The organism is Rhizobium laguerreae, assembly GCF_002008165.1.
GTDB classification, from domain to species: Bacteria; Pseudomonadota; Alphaproteobacteria; order Rhizobiales; family Rhizobiaceae; genus Rhizobium; species Rhizobium laguerreae.
Genome location: NZ_MRDM01000015.1, coordinates 14,902 through 29,674 on the forward strand (window position 1 = coordinate 14,902; position 14,773 = coordinate 29,674).

General features: G+C 60.2%; 13 protein-coding genes. All 13 read right to left on the reverse strand.

The window, feature by feature from the left end; translation table 11 throughout:
- Positions 1-19: 19 nt before the first annotated feature.
- Genes BS630_RS23230 through BS630_RS23290 form a run of 13 tightly spaced genes read right to left on the reverse strand, consistent with a single transcriptional unit; the run spans position 20 to position 14,231 of the window.
- A complete protein-coding gene (locus BS630_RS23230) occupies positions 20-2,743 on the reverse strand; it encodes a type IV secretory system conjugative DNA transfer family protein (RefSeq protein WP_077979295.1) in 2,724 nt (907 codons plus the stop codon).
- The gene (gene virB11, locus BS630_RS23235) at positions 2,712-3,761 is read right to left on the reverse strand and encodes a P-type DNA transfer ATPase VirB11 (protein ID WP_077979296.1); all 1,050 of its coding nucleotides are present in this window, start codon (positions 3,759-3,761) and stop codon (positions 2,712-2,714) included. Before virB11 ends, BS630_RS23230 begins: the two co-directional genes overlap by 32 nt.
- Positions 3,758-5,095: a type IV secretion system protein VirB10 gene (gene virB10, locus BS630_RS23240; protein WP_077979297.1), complete on the reverse strand. Its 1,338-nt coding sequence runs from the start codon at positions 5,093-5,095 to the stop codon at positions 3,758-3,760. Before virB10 ends, virB11 begins: the two co-directional genes overlap by 4 nt.
- Before the next feature lie 11 nt (positions 5,096-5,106).
- Positions 5,107-5,937 (reverse strand): TrbG/VirB9 family P-type conjugative transfer protein, encoded by an 831-nt coding sequence (locus BS630_RS23245; protein WP_245310461.1) that lies wholly within the window; start codon positions 5,935-5,937, stop codon positions 5,107-5,109.
- Positions 5,934-6,668: a VirB8 family type IV secretion system protein gene (locus BS630_RS23250; protein WP_077979298.1), complete on the reverse strand. Its 735-nt coding sequence runs from the start codon at positions 6,666-6,668 to the stop codon at positions 5,934-5,936. The genes BS630_RS23245 and BS630_RS23250 overlap by 4 nt, the downstream gene beginning before the upstream one ends.
- A gap of 28 nt (positions 6,669-6,696) precedes the next feature.
- Positions 6,697-7,770 (reverse strand): TrbL/VirB6 family protein, encoded by a 1,074-nt coding sequence (locus BS630_RS23255; protein WP_077979299.1) that lies wholly within the window; start codon positions 7,768-7,770, stop codon positions 6,697-6,699.
- Between the two features lie 8 nt (positions 7,771-7,778).
- Positions 7,779-7,973 carry a hypothetical protein gene (locus tag BS630_RS37685; protein WP_205933476.1) on the reverse strand — a complete coding sequence of 65 codons (195 nt, stop codon included), beginning with the start codon at positions 7,971-7,973 and terminating at the stop codon, positions 7,779-7,781.
- 5 nt (positions 7,974-7,978) lie between these two features.
- Positions 7,979-8,770, reverse strand: a complete 792-nt coding sequence (locus BS630_RS23265; protein WP_077979301.1) for a conjugal transfer protein — start codon at positions 8,768-8,770, stop codon at positions 7,979-7,981.
- Positions 8,771-8,792: 22 nt separating this feature from the next.
- Positions 8,793-9,968, reverse strand: coding sequence for a lytic transglycosylase domain-containing protein (locus BS630_RS23270; protein ID WP_077979302.1), 1,176 nt, complete (start codon positions 9,966-9,968; stop codon positions 8,793-8,795).
- Complete coding sequence (locus tag BS630_RS23275) at positions 9,946-12,465, reverse strand: VirB4 family type IV secretion/conjugal transfer ATPase (protein WP_077979303.1); 2,520 nt, start codon at positions 12,463-12,465, stop codon at positions 9,946-9,948. Before BS630_RS23275 ends, BS630_RS23270 begins: the two co-directional genes overlap by 23 nt.
- 3 nt (positions 12,466-12,468) lie before the next feature.
- The gene (locus tag BS630_RS23280) at positions 12,469-12,795 is read right to left on the reverse strand and encodes a VirB3 family type IV secretion system protein (RefSeq protein ID WP_028743946.1); all 327 of its coding nucleotides are present in this window, start codon (positions 12,793-12,795) and stop codon (positions 12,469-12,471) included.
- 3 nt (positions 12,796-12,798) lie between these two features.
- Positions 12,799-13,158, reverse strand: coding sequence for a TrbC/VirB2 family protein (locus BS630_RS23285; RefSeq protein WP_028743947.1), 360 nt, complete (start codon positions 13,156-13,158; stop codon positions 12,799-12,801).
- Complete coding sequence (locus BS630_RS23290; RefSeq protein ID WP_077979304.1) at positions 13,158-14,231, reverse strand: lytic transglycosylase domain-containing protein; 1,074 nt, start codon at positions 14,229-14,231, stop codon at positions 13,158-13,160. Before BS630_RS23290 ends, BS630_RS23285 begins: the two co-directional genes overlap by 1 nt.
- Positions 14,232-14,773 lie beyond the last annotated feature (542 nt).

Sequence of the window (14,773 nt, forward strand, 5' to 3'; positions counted from 1 at the left end):
TTTGCGGGCTACGTCGCATCTACTCAGCAAGCGCCTCGGTCTCAGATTGCTCCCGATCCTCGCCCAGCGGATCCCGCACCAAGCTAGCGAACTGGCGCAGGTAGGCTCTCGAGCTGTCCTCCGTGAGCCGATCCGACAGGCTCTCTATCAAGAGCTCGACATCCGCGTTGAGCTCGACCGGCTCAAGTGCATTCTCTTCGGCCTGCTGGAAGATCACCTCGTTCAACGCGGTAAGATCTGCCCCGAATACTTCTCTGACCTCCTGCCGCTGAAGAACAGACGCAGCAGGCCGAGGGCCGCTTTGATCCAACGGACCATTGGCCTGTTTGGCTTGAAGGCTCCGATGTGCCGGTGAGCCCGAATAGACATTGCGGCTGAGCTTCTCCTGGTCGATATCGAGACCGATGTCACTCTCGCGAGCGGCTCCAGGCGTTTTGGGCATGCCGCGCTTTCGTTGCCCCCTCGCCGAATCCCCCTTTTGCTTGTCTTCCGACTGCTTCTTCTTTTCCGCCTGTACCTCCTCCTCCGCCACACCGGCCTCGCGCGTCTCGTCGAGATCCAGGCGATGACGCAGCTCGTCGAGCGAGGAAATGTAGACGTGGCGGACACCATCCTTGACGACGAAGCGCACGGCGTCGATGTCAGTGCCTGTCGAGGCCGGGGCCGCCGCAGCGGACTTGCTGTCGTCGATCGTCCATTCAACCGGCTCAATGCAAGGCCTTTTCGCCGGCTTGAACTTCCGCACCTTCGAAAACATCCGCTCGCCGCCGGAATCGAGTTTCATGATGCGCATCAGCGGCATGCCGGTGACCTGCAGGATCGCCTCTTCCGGCTTCATCATCATCAGCGTGTTGACGGGAAGGAGATCGACCGAAACCGGCACCTTCGAGATCGATCGCTGTCTTCGGCCATGGCGATGGGAATAGGACGATTGCTCCACCCACTCCGTCGTTTTGCCAGCAGCCATCGAGACAGCGGTCGCATCTTCCTGGTTCTGGAAATTCATGAACAGCTTGATCGTCGAAGCCCCCATCAGGATCTTTTGGCCGGAGCGCTGGTACAGCCGCTCCAATTGGGCGCCGTCCTGGAGGATGAAGACGAAGCGCACGCCATTCTTGCGGATTAGCGGGGCAAGCGTCAGGACCGTGTCGATACGACCGCCATTGCCGAACTCGTCGAGCATCATCAGCACTTCGTGCTCACCGTTGCGCAAGGGACCCATTTGCACGAGCTTGTCGGCCATCTGCTGGATGAACATCGAGATCAGTCGCTCATAGATCTGCATGGCGTTCCAGTCAGCCTGGATGTAGATGACGAGCTTACGCTTTCTGACGGTGTCGATCGGGATCGTGGTGATCGAGGTCAGCGCTTCCACCAGCGGGTTCTGCAGAAAGTTGAGCTTGGCGACGATCTCAGCCGCAATCCCCTCCCCGAGCTTTTCATGCCGCCCGGCGAATTTGGTCAGCTGCATACGGGTCTGGTCGGAGAGAACCGGCTCGTATTTTTCCAATAACTGGATGATCGCCTTGCGCTCGTCCGACATCGAGTTGAGGATGCGATAGAGCTCGCTGACCGACTTGCGGGTGTCAGGGCATTCGAGCACGAAGCCGAGCATCGCCGTCAACAGGATCCTGGCGCTTTCCTCCCAGAAGTCGGAGGAATCCGATCGCAGACGTTCCGGCAGAAGCATTTGCGTCAGCTTCTGGAGGTCAGTGATCCGCTGGTTCGGCTCGTCACTGATCAGGTCGAGGGGATTGTAGCCGTCGGTGAACTTCGAGCCGGGCGCCAGCAGGAAAATCTCGTAGCCTTTGTCTTTCAGGTAGCCGGAGGTTTCCTCGAATAGCTCGCCGCTCATGTCGAGGACGACCTGCGATCCCTGGAAGCTCATCATCGTCGGGATGACGAAGCCGCGCGACTTGCCCTGCCCCGGCGAACCGATCACCATCACATGCTGGTCGCCGTCATTGCGCAAAAGCAAACCCTGTTTCAGTCCGAGAACGATGCCGTGCTTGTCGCGCAGCCGAAAATCGGCTGCGTCCTTCAAGGTGGCGAGGCGTGCCTTTCCCATGATCATCCGCTGGCGTTTCTGAATTGCCGCGCCGATCGGAAATCCGACGATGGCACCGGCGGCAGCGAGACCGGCGAGCGCGGCGAGCACCGTCTGCCGGGAGGGTTTTTGATAGGCGCCGGCTGCATCGATTGCGCCGAAAGGAGCCTGATACATCGCGGCCAGATGATTGCCATAGTAGCTGGCAATCTCGGCATGCTCACCGGCCTTTGTGGCAACGAGATAAAAGGCCACGCCGTAGACGATGACGCCGGCATAGGCGGCGGCGAAGATGAGAGCCGTATGGGCGATCAGACTGAACATCGACCGGACATGCAGCAGGTAGAGGATCTTGCGCGACAACGCCCTGCCGCCTTTCAGCATCCAGAGGCAAGCCAAGAAAAACAGGAACGGCAAGGCAACCACGAAGGCCAGCAGCGAAAGTCCGACCGTGTTGCGGACATGGATGATAGACCAGGTATAGCGCACGGCATCGATCCAGCGCGCTTGTGCGACATAGTCGAAGTAGGACGAAGATCCGAACGAGGTGATGTAGGCGTCGTAGATCAGCGTGAAGAAGGCGAGCCACAGGAGAACGATTCCGAGCAGTGCGATCGGCAAGGTGAACAACGATGCCCGCTGCAGGCCCGTCCATTTCGGGCGGTCAGTCTCGGTGTGCGTGGATACGCTTGCCATTTTCGTCCACCTCGTCGGCAAAGTAGATCTCGCTGACGCCGCGGCCGCCAGCGGCATCACTCTTCTTCAACTGGACCACGATCGGGATGATCGAGCGGATGTACCGAACGATATCGTCGCGCTCCATGCGCACATTGCTGTTCAGCACCAAGGTCGACAGCCGGTTGAAGGCGTGGTGCGGTGAGTTTGCATGGATCGTCGACATTGAACCGGGATGCCCGGTATTGATCGCATTGAGGAAGTCGAAGGCCTCGTCGCCGCGCAGCTCGCCCATGAAGATCCGATCCGGTCTGAGGCGGAGCGCCGTGGCCAGCAGATCGCCCATCGTCACCCTTGCCTCGCCCTGGCCACCCTTCGAGACCAGCAGCGACACGACGTTTTCCTGTAGCGGCTCCAGCTCAGCCGTGTCCTGCATGAGGATGAACCGCTCATGGTTCGGAATGGCGGTGAGCATCGTATTCAGAAACGTCGTCTTGCCGCTGGAGGTGCCGCCCGAAATCAGCATGCTGCGGTGATTGATTGCCGCGAGCTCCAGGAAGGCGCGGACCTTGCCGGCCCGCAGCAGCCGCGACAGCTCGATATCGATATCATCGATGTAGTCGTCACCGGTCACTTTGGTGAAACGGAACGCGCCGGCCTTCTCATAGTCGTTCAGATCGAAGCGGCGGATGAACTGCTTGCGGATGGAGAAGGCGTGCCCGGTTGCCGAGGTGGGGCTGACCACGAACTGCACGCGCTCACCATTGACGAGCGTCGCCGATAGGAGCGGATGTTCGGCGTTGACCGTCTGCTTGGTGAACGAGGCGGCGCGCGAGGCCATATGGCTGATCACCTCCTGATCGAGCCCGTCCACCTCCTGCCTCACCATACTGAGTTGGCCGATGCGCTCGAGCCAAATCTCATTGCTGCGCTGGCAGGAGATCTCGATAACACCGGGATCGTCGAGAAACGGCCGGATCGGCTCGATCGCCTCGGACAGAAAATGTTGTTCGGCAGAAATCGACGGGCGCGCGTTCATTTGCCAAGCTTCCTTCTGCGCAGTCTCTCAAACTCTTCGCGTACCGGGTCCGGATAAAGCTCGGTGAAGTCGAGGTCGCGTGTGACGAAGACGTTGATGTCGGAGCCCTGAGGGATATGGATCGTGGGCCGGATGTTGCGGCTGTCCTGGAAGGCTTCTGACGCCAACTGCTGGATACCGGAGGCAATGGTCTCGGCGGCGATTTCGCGGGCACGATCCTGCGACGTTTCGCCATTGTCCTGCGGGATACGGGTGACGCTGCCGCTGTCGTTGACGATGGTGATGTCGCGATCCGGTTTCTGGCCGAGTTGGGCGATGTATTGGGTGGCGCCGCCGATCAGCGTCATCATTGCCGGCGGCCCGAACCGTTCCCAGTACTTGCGGTCGACGACACCCGTCATGCCCGAGCGCCCGAGCCGGTCGGTGCCATAAGAGCCGAGCTGCACCGAAACGCCGTCTCCGCGGATCATCCGTGTCCAGACGATCAAGATCCGCTCCTGCCCCCGCTCGACGCCGGATTTATAATCGCCGATCAGTGACGACCCAGCCGGTATGAGGATGCGACGGCCGTCGAACGAATAGACATCGTCGCGCACGATCCCCTTCACCATGCCGGCGAGGTCTGAATTGATCGCCGTCTCCAGCGTGCCGCGGATCATCGTGCCCTGCGGGATCCAGGCGTCCGTGCGGCGGTTCTCGGTTGCCACTGAAACGTCCACACCCTGCCCGCCCATCGCCTTCAGGAAAGCACGATCATTGTCGACCGCGCCGCCGCCGTTTGACGCTGCTGCCGTTTGCGCCCCGGACGGATCACTGGCGCCGAACAGTCCCGCACCCGCGGCGTCGGTCGAGGCCCGTGCCGCGCCGTTCCTCTGATCCGATTGATCGAAGACCATGGCGGAAGAGCGAACACGCTCCAGCAGCTTGGCTTGCCGTGCGAGCTCGATGCAGCGGGGATTGTCCGGGTTCTTGCCTCTGGTGCAGTCGACCTCGGCCGGTGGCAAAACGGGAGCAGCCGACGGAACGACGGGCGCTGGCGGCGGCGGAGGGGGTGGCGGCGGCGCTTCCGGAACGACGACCGTCGGCAAAGGAGGCGGGGCCGGCGTTCTGAACCCCTCGTTCCTGGGTGTCTGGACCGGACGGAACTCCTCGCGCGGCGTCGTGTCGATCGCCGGCTGCTGCTCGCCGCCTGCAAGCAGAAAATAAAGGACGACGCCGACGCCGGCAATGGCCGCGATAACCGCGATCGGCCGCATGAGACCAACGCCGCTCCTCCGGACCGGACCGCCAATGGCGCTGTCGGTGTCGAGCGAATGATAATCTGGGTCCGACATGGCGCGCTTTCCTAGTGTTGAGCGTGTTGCGGGGGACCGCCGGCACCGATCCGCTTCGGCGCAACCGCACCTTCGATCGGCGCCGGAATATCGGCGGGAACAGTTCGCAGATTGAACAGGCAGGTCTCGTCCTCGGTGCCATAGCGCAGCGACCACTGCCGCGAGACGGTATCGATGACGATGTAATCGGCCTCGCGGCGGTAGTTCACGAGGCTCTCGCGGCGTTTCCGGTCGACGATGAAGATCGCCGGAATGTCGCCGGTGAATTTCATGAAGGTCTTCAATCCGTCGTCAAACACCCAGAGCGGCTTTGCCGCATCGCTTCCCTTGAAGCCATAGTCGTAGTTGACCTTGTCGCGACGGATGTTCTTGAGGTTCGGATTGCGCGCAGCATCCTGCGCCTGTTTCCAAAGCTCGGCCGTCCCCTTCAGCCCGGCATCTTCGGGATAGGTGAACTGCAGCTTGAAGGTCTGGTTCTGGATCGCCTTGCTATCATTGACCCGCAGATCGAAGGAGTAGGTCCGCCTGGTGGTCACGACGGAGAGATTGGTCGAAGCGTCCTTTTCCATTGGCTTCAAGGTCAGGGAACGCCGGTCGGCCGAGGTCAGAATCTGCCAGGAGACGGTGTCGCCGGCAACGACCTGGGTGATCTCTTCGTCCGTGCCGAAGAGGATCGTCGTCACCATACCGTAGGTGCCCGTCACCAGGAAAACCTGTTCAGCCGAATAGGGTAGCGAGCGCACCCGAGGATCGAGCCTTCCCGGACGTGCAACCAGTTCGGCATGACCGACCGTGGTTCCCAGCAGCAGTAAGAATGAGAGCGCCGCCATCCGTTTCATCATTGGGCGGCCCCCGACGGCATGGTTTCCGGAACCCTCGCGTATTCGGTGACGACAAAGCCCAGCGGATTGTGCAGACGAACCCGGTTGCTGGCGGGAAGATTGACCTGCCGGTAGCGCACCGTGGCAGACCAACGATTGACGACGTCGCCACCGCGCTGGCGCTCCCGCGTCTCAAATCGGACCGCCATGGTCGAGGCATTGAGAGGATTGACCGAGAGGATTTCCGGCTGGATGTCGCCGGTGGCACCAAGTGTCTTCACAGGCCCTCGTGGATTGCTTGGGTTCATCCACGCCTCATACTCCTTGAAGGCCTCGGAGTTCGGTTCCGACCAGAGCGCGATCATGTCGAAATTGTCCGAGAGATAGCGGGGATCGTAGGTCTCGCGGCGGATGACGTAATTGCCGACGAATGAGGCGCGAACCGCCTGGATTTCCGAGACGCTCGACCGATCCTTGTCGAGCGTCGTCACGGTTTCCATGTAGCCGGTGTTCTTGTCCACGATCAGGGGCACCACCTCGGTGCGAACGAGCGGGAAGAGCTGCGCCACCGAAAACGACAGTATTCCGGCGATGGCCCAGCCCGCCACGGCGAACACGAGCAGGATGAAACCGATCAAGGTCCGAAGCGAGCGGTTCTTTTCGCCCCAGGACAAGTGCCGGTCATAGATTTCCTGCGGTCCGGGGACATGATCGGTCGGCGCAGGTCTTATCTGTCTTCTGAACAATGCCAAGTGTTGCCCTCGAATAACAGTGTCTCGTTCACTCGCTGTTGCGGCGGCGATTGGTCAGCATCCGGCCGAGCGCGCCGACGCCCGCCACACTGCCGCGGCCGGCAAGTGCTGCCGCCGTCACGGCGCCTCTCGGTCCGGCCAGCATGCCAAGAGCAACGGCGGCGGCCTGCCCCGTCCTCGAATTGCTGGATGCAAGTGTTCTCCGCGTGGCGCTGTAACCGGTATCGACACCGCCCCCGCCCGGCACGCCCGAGATCGCCGTGCCGTAGGAAAAGGTTCTGGCGAAATCCGGAACCTGGAAAATGAAATAGGAGATCAGCGCCAGGTAGAGCACCATGGCGAGCACGATCGCGAGCGCGTTTTCCTTGGTCGCCATGTCGCCGTTGATCGTGTCCATCATGCCGATCAGAAAACCGAAGGACAGCCCGGCCATGATGTAGGTGAAGAGCAGCATGAACATGCCATAGGCGACACCCCTCACCCATGCATCGAAGACAAATCGCGTGATGCCGAAAAAGTAGCAGAGGATCGCAATCGGCCCGATCGCCAGCATCACGGCGGTGATCATCTTGGCAAACAGGGTCACGCCGGTGAGGATGAGCAGCATCGGCAGCAGACCGAACACCAGCACGATGAACACGACCACAGCGCCGGTGACATTCGGCAGCCACCCCGACTCGTAGGAATTGAAGAGCTGCATGGCGAAGTCGTAGACCTTACGCGCCATTGAGGCGACTTGGCTGGCCAGATCAGAACCGGCCGACTGGCCGCCCATCGCCGAGGAAATGGCCGAACCGAGATCCTGGGGCGACGAGAGCACGAACTGGCCGATATTATCGTAGAAAGTGGCCCAGGACATGACCAAGGCGTAAGCCAGCGCGATCTTGAAAGCCTTCACCGCCATGTCCTGCAGGGAGACAGCAGACAGTCCGAGTGCACCCCAGAGGAAGTAGAGGATCAGGAAGATCGCCAGAATGGCTGAGACAAGATTGCTATTTTCGGCAAACAGGCCCCACGCGCGTTCGAGGGAGGCTTCGTTGATCTTGTCGAAATATCGGAGCGCGTCGCCATAGAAATTGATCGCGTAGCTGACTGGATCCATGTCGCATCCTAATTGACAGGCCGCATCGGGCCGCAATCGTCTTTGACCACTCTCGCCAGCGCCTGTTCCGGCGGCGCTGGTTGCGGCTCTCTGTTGTAGCCGAGCGCCGGCACGGGATTTTCGTCGGGCGAGCATTTCGCCAACTGTTCGTATTTACCGCCGCAGCCACTGAGGGCCGCGCAACAAAATGCCAGGATGAGCATCGGCCTCACTGCTCCTGCTCCTCGAATGCCTTCAACTGATTGCGAACCGAGGCCCCCTGCTGCTCTAAGCCCCCATCCCGCATGACACTGTCGGGAAGCGGCGCGAAGGTCTTGAGGTTCTGCGATGAAGTGGCGAGCGCGGCCTTATATTGCTGGTTTAAAAGCATGACCTGGTTGTTGAGGGAACCAACGGCCTCGTTTGCGGTCTGGTTGCCCTGCAGCACCATCTGGGTGTTTTGTTCGAGCGCACCCTTCAGATCCTGAGCCGTTCCGATCTTCTCGGTTGCCTGCATGAACGAGTTCTGCCGATCCTTGGTGGCGCTGTTCATCGCATCCGTCAGCGCCGTCATCGTCGTCAGCGCATTGACACCTTGCGAATAGGCCTGGTTGGCGCCGGAGAGCTCACCGCCCTTGACGGTGTCGACCACCATCTTCACCAGGTTGAGGCCGTTGATAAGTTTGGCGGCCGTATTCTGAAACTGACCGCTGATGCCGCCGAACACGGCCTGATTTCCCGACAGGATCATCCCGAAATCCGGCGCCTGTCCCATGCTGAAGCCATTGCCGGTCGCAAGTTTGGCGAACTGGCTGGCATCCTGATTGCGATCGCCGGTGATCGCCTGCAAGGTCTTCGTCGTGTTGTCCTTGACAACCGAGGTGTCCTGCTGGATCTCAGACGACAGTTTCTTGATGTCCTCGCTGAGCGAAATGTTCTCCGAATCCTTGACGGGGACCTGCGCGTCAGCATGCGAGACGGCGACGATGCCAAGGGCTGCCGCGATGACCAATGTGTTCATGTGCCTAACCTCTCCTGTCCGTTCAGTTTGCTGTCGCTCTGGCGTCGACGACCGTCACCAGGCCCAATACGGGATCCTGCATCGCCGAAAAGGTCGCGATGGTGCCATTGGCGCGTGCCTGTTCCTGCAGGTCGTAAAGCCAGCGCTGGATATGCTCGGTCGTGGCGGTCGACGGCACGGCAAAGCAGCGGGTGCTGCCGGTGTCGACGATCGTCGACGGGCATTGGATCTGCGCCATCACGAGCGAACCGTCGAAATCTTTTGAATTGCCGCCACCGGAGCCGCGTAAGTTCGCCGACGACGATTGCAACCCGGCCTGAAGGCGCTGCAGATATTGCTGGTTTGCTTCAATCGATTTCCCAAGCAGCTCATTCCAGACCGATCCGCGCTCGACCTGCGCTTGCGTGTTGCGGTCGACAGCTTTTTTCAGCTGCTCGCCACAACCGTTCCCGTAGCTCGCGCTTTCGGGCTCGGTGTTGTCGTCAACTGGTGGGCTCCGGTCGCCATTCTGCGCCTTGTTGCGGCTGTAGTAAGCGGAGACCTTTTTGACGTAATCCTGGGTCTCGGGGATGTTCGGGATTTGGCCGTTCTGAAGCGACTGACGATAAGGACCGGCATTGTAGCCGGCGGCGATCAGGCCGTAGCGATTGCCGAACATTCCCTGAAGCTGTTTGATGTATTTGACGCCGCCGCGGATATTGTCGCGCGTATCATAAGGGTTGACGCCGAGCTGGTCTGCGGTTCCTGGCATCAGTTGCATGACACCAGTGGCGCCGACCGCCGAGCGCGCGGACTGCCGGAAGCGCGATTCCTGTTCGGCAATGGCGAGCGCAAAATTCGGATCGACGCCCTGGCGAATGGCCTCGTCCTCGACCATGCGGGCGACTTCCTGTTGGCTCGGTGTGCGCTTCGATGGCGCCGCCGGCGCGGTGTCGCCGTCCATGCCGTCTGCCGAGCAATCGGCGGGTGCGCCAGAGCCTTGGCCGGGCGCCACGCTGTCCGTCGTTCCGCCCGAGGCGCCTTTCAGTTTCCGGGTGTCGGCCTGATAGGCCTGGTACCAGTTCAAGGTCGCCTGCTGGATCTTCTGGCGGGCATTGTCAAAGACCGGAACCTGGGCGCGGGTGGGCGCGGGGGCCATCACTGTCGCCAGCGCCAGCACGGCGGCCATCGCCAGTTCAGGAAGCTTTGCGTTGTTCATCGGACGCTTCCCTCTCCCAGTCGCAGAATTTCGACAGCCAGTTCTTCGGATCGTCTCCGTATTCGTTGAGCAGCATCTCGACCTCGCGAACGGTCTCCTCGCGGCCGGACAAGACCTTGATGAACTCCGGCATGTGGGACATGTCGACGCGCGCGATCACGCTGCTCCTCGCCTGCTTGATCAGCATGAAGCGCGAGCTCGGGTCGCCGTTTCTGACCCATTCGAATTCAGCCCTGGAGAGCCCGAAATGCTCCATGTAGGAGTGCTCGTCGGCCTTCGGATTGGCGAAGAAGATGTTGGTCGACGTCTGCTCGATGATCGTGCGGCTGACGCTGGACTGCACGACGTCGTCGGCCGACTGCGTACCGAAGATCACTAGACCATTCCTTTTCCGGATAGTCTTGAAGTAGTCTTTCATGGTGCGCTTGAACTCGTCGTCGTCGAGCAGCTTCCAGGCTTCGTCCATCAGGTTGATGATCGGCGCTTTGCCGTCGTAGATCTCGTCCAGCCGGTGGAACATGTAGAGGAGGGCCGCAGTGCGCACCGTCGGATCGTCGAGGATCGAGGTCATGTCGAAACCGATCATCGGCCTGGAGATGTCCAGATTGTCGTCGGCATTGTCGAAGAGCCAGGCATAGGGGCCGCGATCGATCCACTTGTCGAGCCTTGCGATCAGGCTGCCTTCGGTCCTCTCGCTACCCGCAAGCAGCGCCCTTAGCGAGGATAGACGACGATACGATCTGTCCTTCGTCTTGAGGACGGATTTGATCGCATTGCGGATGATTGATTCCTCTTGCGGCGTCAGGCTTTCGCCTTCCTTTGACGGCTTCAGCATGAAGCTCAAAAGCCCGTACAGGAAAACGCGGTTCTCCTCGGTGTCGTCGAGAAGCAAGGGATTCCAGCCCGACGGTTCGCCGGGTTCGAGCGTCATGTATCGGCCGCCTGCCGCCCGCACCATGATGTCGAGACCACGATCCTTGTCGAAAACGATCGTCTTCAGTCGCGGACTGACGCGGTAGGCCTGGAGGATCAGGAAAGCCATGATGACGGTCTTGCCCGAACCCGTCGGTCCGAACACCGTCGTGTGCCCGACGTCGCCCTGGTGGAAGTTGAAGAAGAAGGGCGTGCCGGAGGTCGTCTCGAAAATGGTGATTGCTGGTCCCCAATGGTTTCCATCCGGCTTGCCATAGGGATAGGCGTGGAAGCTGCTGAGCCCGGCGCAGTTGAGCGTCGAAATCAAAGCCCGGCGCGCGATATAAGCCTGGTTGCCTGGTAGCTGAGCCCAATAGGCCGGTTCGGCATTCAGATCCTCGCGGACATAGGAGGCTCCAAGCGCCCCGAGCTCATTTCCGATCAGGGCAACTGCGTCGTCAAGCTGGGCCGTGGTCCTGGCGATCGGCATGACGGTGAGGTGGTGTTCGGTGAAGGCGACGCGTTTCCGCGCAAGCTCGTCGCGGGCGATATCGAGATTGGCCTGCACGCTGGAGCCGCCCTCGTCGGCCTTCGACATCTGCCGATCGAGCCTTTCGATGCGGCTGCGGGCAGCCATGTCGTCGATGAACGATATCGACTGGGTCAGCACCATCTCGAAGGGCAGCTTTAGGATATAGTCGAGCATGCCGGCGCCGGTCTCGGGCGGATATTCCTTCAGCGAGACCATTGCCGCATAGCGGTCGTCGTCGGGCGTGTCGCCCTGCAGATGGATGATCCGGTTGCCGATCGATGTCCGCCGCGCCGGCAGCATCTCGTCGATCGGTATATTGCCGAGACGGATCGGCCGGACCCGGCCGCCGTTCAGCAGTGTGTAGAAGAACTCGCACTGCTCAGAAAACCAGATTTTACTCGTGCCTTCCTCGAATGTCATATCGTCGGAGATGGCGCGGTAGATCGCCTTTCCGTTGCCAGGGTCGACTTCGGCGCGCTGCACGTCGCGCAAGACTTTTGGACCGTAGGCGGCGAGCGATTTTTCCAGAGCCCTTGTTGCTTCGACAAGCCTGTCGCGCATCGCACGAAACTGCTCCCTGCGCACGACATTGCCGCCGATGCCCATGACACGGGAGAGCGCCGAGCCTTGTCTGAACAGCGGCCGAACAACCACGGACACGTAGGTGTCGTTGACGAACATCTCGTTCCTGGAAATGCTCGACTGATAGACGTCGTCGAGACGCCGCATGAAGGGATCGGCAAAAGCCGACGGCAGCGACGGCGCGACCTTGCGCCGGATGACGTGGGTGTACAGCGCAAAATTGCCGATCGATGAGATCGCGCGGAACGCGGCGTTGCGCTGCCGCTGCAGCATGTTGATCGTCTCGATATCGGCGGTCTCGAACGAAAAACCGGTCAATTGCACAGTGGAGACCAGGCAGTCGTTCTTCAGTCGGATAATGCCGTTTTCGATCGGCACATAAAACGGGACGTGTGTCGATATGCTGCGGTCGGCGAATATCTCCCAACCTTTCGACAAGCTCCCTTTCAACGATCTCGCCATCGTGCCCATCGATCACGCCCCATAGGTCCTGATGCCACCGCCGAGCCTTCGACCCAGAGGATTGACGCCGCACATGCTGAGCCGGCCGACGATCTCGAAAAACCACAGGTCGAGCTTCACCGTCAGAACATAGAGAATACTGTGAAGGATCACGAAGGAGACCGGGAACCAGAGGATCGAGCCTAGGATCATGAACACCATCAGCGAGAGGAAGCATTCCGCCAGAAAATACGTATAAGGGATCCCCATGACCGTCGGCGGCCGTGTCAGAGCGAGGATGACCGGATGGCATTCGATGTACTCATCGCCACCGTCGGCGGTGTTGACTGATCCAGCCATGGTTCAAGATCCGCTGCCAGCAAGGAAGTCGACGAGCTCGGCGGCAGCAAACATACCGGCAAGGCTTCCCCCGACCCGAAGTAGGGCGCCCCACGACCAGTATCCGAAGGCTGCAGCCAGAAACATGCCGATGAAGGCGATCGCTCCGACGGAGCGGCCGAACGGACCGGTAAAGAACTGCACCAGCCGGTCAGCGGCGTTTTGCAAGGCATCGAGGTTTTGCGCCGCAGCCGGTTCGAACTGGCTGACAAGCAGGATCAGGCTAGCTGCAAAAACCATTGCGGCATTGCCGACCCATTTGCGTTTAGCCCTCGAACGCCAGGCGACGCTGCCATAAAGGACTGCCACTGCGATCAGATTCATCAATGCACCTCTTCCTTGACGATTTTAAGCGGACCGGCAACGTGGGTCGGTCCGTCTTCCTGGGGGGAGCGGTTCGTCGCTGTCAGCGGACCTGCAACTGAAAAAACAAGCATCGGCGACTTTGCGCGATCGGCGGCTCCTGCCCGGCGCTTCGAGCCGGACTCCGACTGAAGCGACAGGCCGCCATGCATACCCGTAGAGGTCGCCGCCGCGCCAATGTAAAAGCCGACGACGCGCGTGACGTAGTCCGCGGTCTCCCGGATCAGCGGCAGGGAGTGGCGAAGATCGACACGAGGCTCACCGGCATTATAGGCAGCGGCGACAAGCACCGGATTGCGATACTTGTCGATGAGAACACGGAGGAATCGAGTGCCGGCGCGGATATTCTGTTCGGGATCGGTGAGATCACTGGCGCCGAAGGCCTCGCCGATCCGCGGCATAACCTGCATCAAGCCGATAGCGCCGGCGGAGCTGACGAGGCGCGGATTGAAATCGGCATTTTCGGCCCGCATGATCGAGAACACCCAGTTCGGGTCAACCTCTTCCGCGTCGGCAATCGCCGATACGAGTTTTGCATATTCTTCAGGAATGCCGGAAAGTAGATCGGGTCGGGGCTGTGTCGACGACAGCTCGCCGCCGACTTTCAACGCGATCGGCGGATCGACGATGTGAGGGGACGGCATCTGCTCAAAAGAAAAGACGTCGATCGGCGAATGCACCGTGCGTTCGCGGCGAGCATTCGCGCTATTAGCCGTTTTTCCCGACAATTCCGCGCGACTGTTTTCAAACTCCTCAACCGTGTCCAAGGAAAGAACGCCGGATTCAATCGAATGTCCGTCTTTCGCCGTGTCAAAGCGCTGACTGAAGTTGACCCAATCGATTGTCGGCTGTGGCGGCTGCTTGGCTGCAACGGCCAGACTTGACGCGGCGACTGGGTTCAACCGGGCTGCCACTCTCCCTGCCTTCTCGGTCGTGATGCCGCCACGCCCATCGGCCTGAGGCATGCCAGAATAGGAGGGCGGATCGTTGTCGTCCGGGTCGGATGCGAAACCGGTGAGCAGGAAGGCCGACATTCCAGCAACCCACAGCGCGCTTCGCGACCATGCCTTTTGCGGTGTTTTCACAGGCGGAAGTGGGATTCGTTCCATGGCCGAACCAGTTCATAATTATACTGCGGTATAAGATTTTGAACTGCATTCCGTTACGGAAATCAACCTTAAAATTTCACTCCGGTATAATTATCGGCAGCGATAGCGATGGCGGGGCGCTCTTTTCCTGAGCAAATTCAGTCATCTAGCCGCGACCATTTATCTGGCATCCAGCGATATTGGATCTGTTCGCGATCGCCCAGAACACGCGCTAAGCGCACCGCAGTGCCTCCTTTGATCAACACCGGACTGACATCCGTTCCTGATCGAGGCTCATAGATTCGGCAGACGAAATTGGGCAATTCCCTCTGGATCCTCGAGACCGGATAGCAGGACGCGACCTGATAGCGGCTGTCACCGCCACTGATATTAAGACCCGTCTGCTGGACAGGACCGAGGCGTTGGCGTCCAAACCGTGTACCATACTCAAGCTGGCACTCGACGATATTGCTGGTATAGGCTCTGCA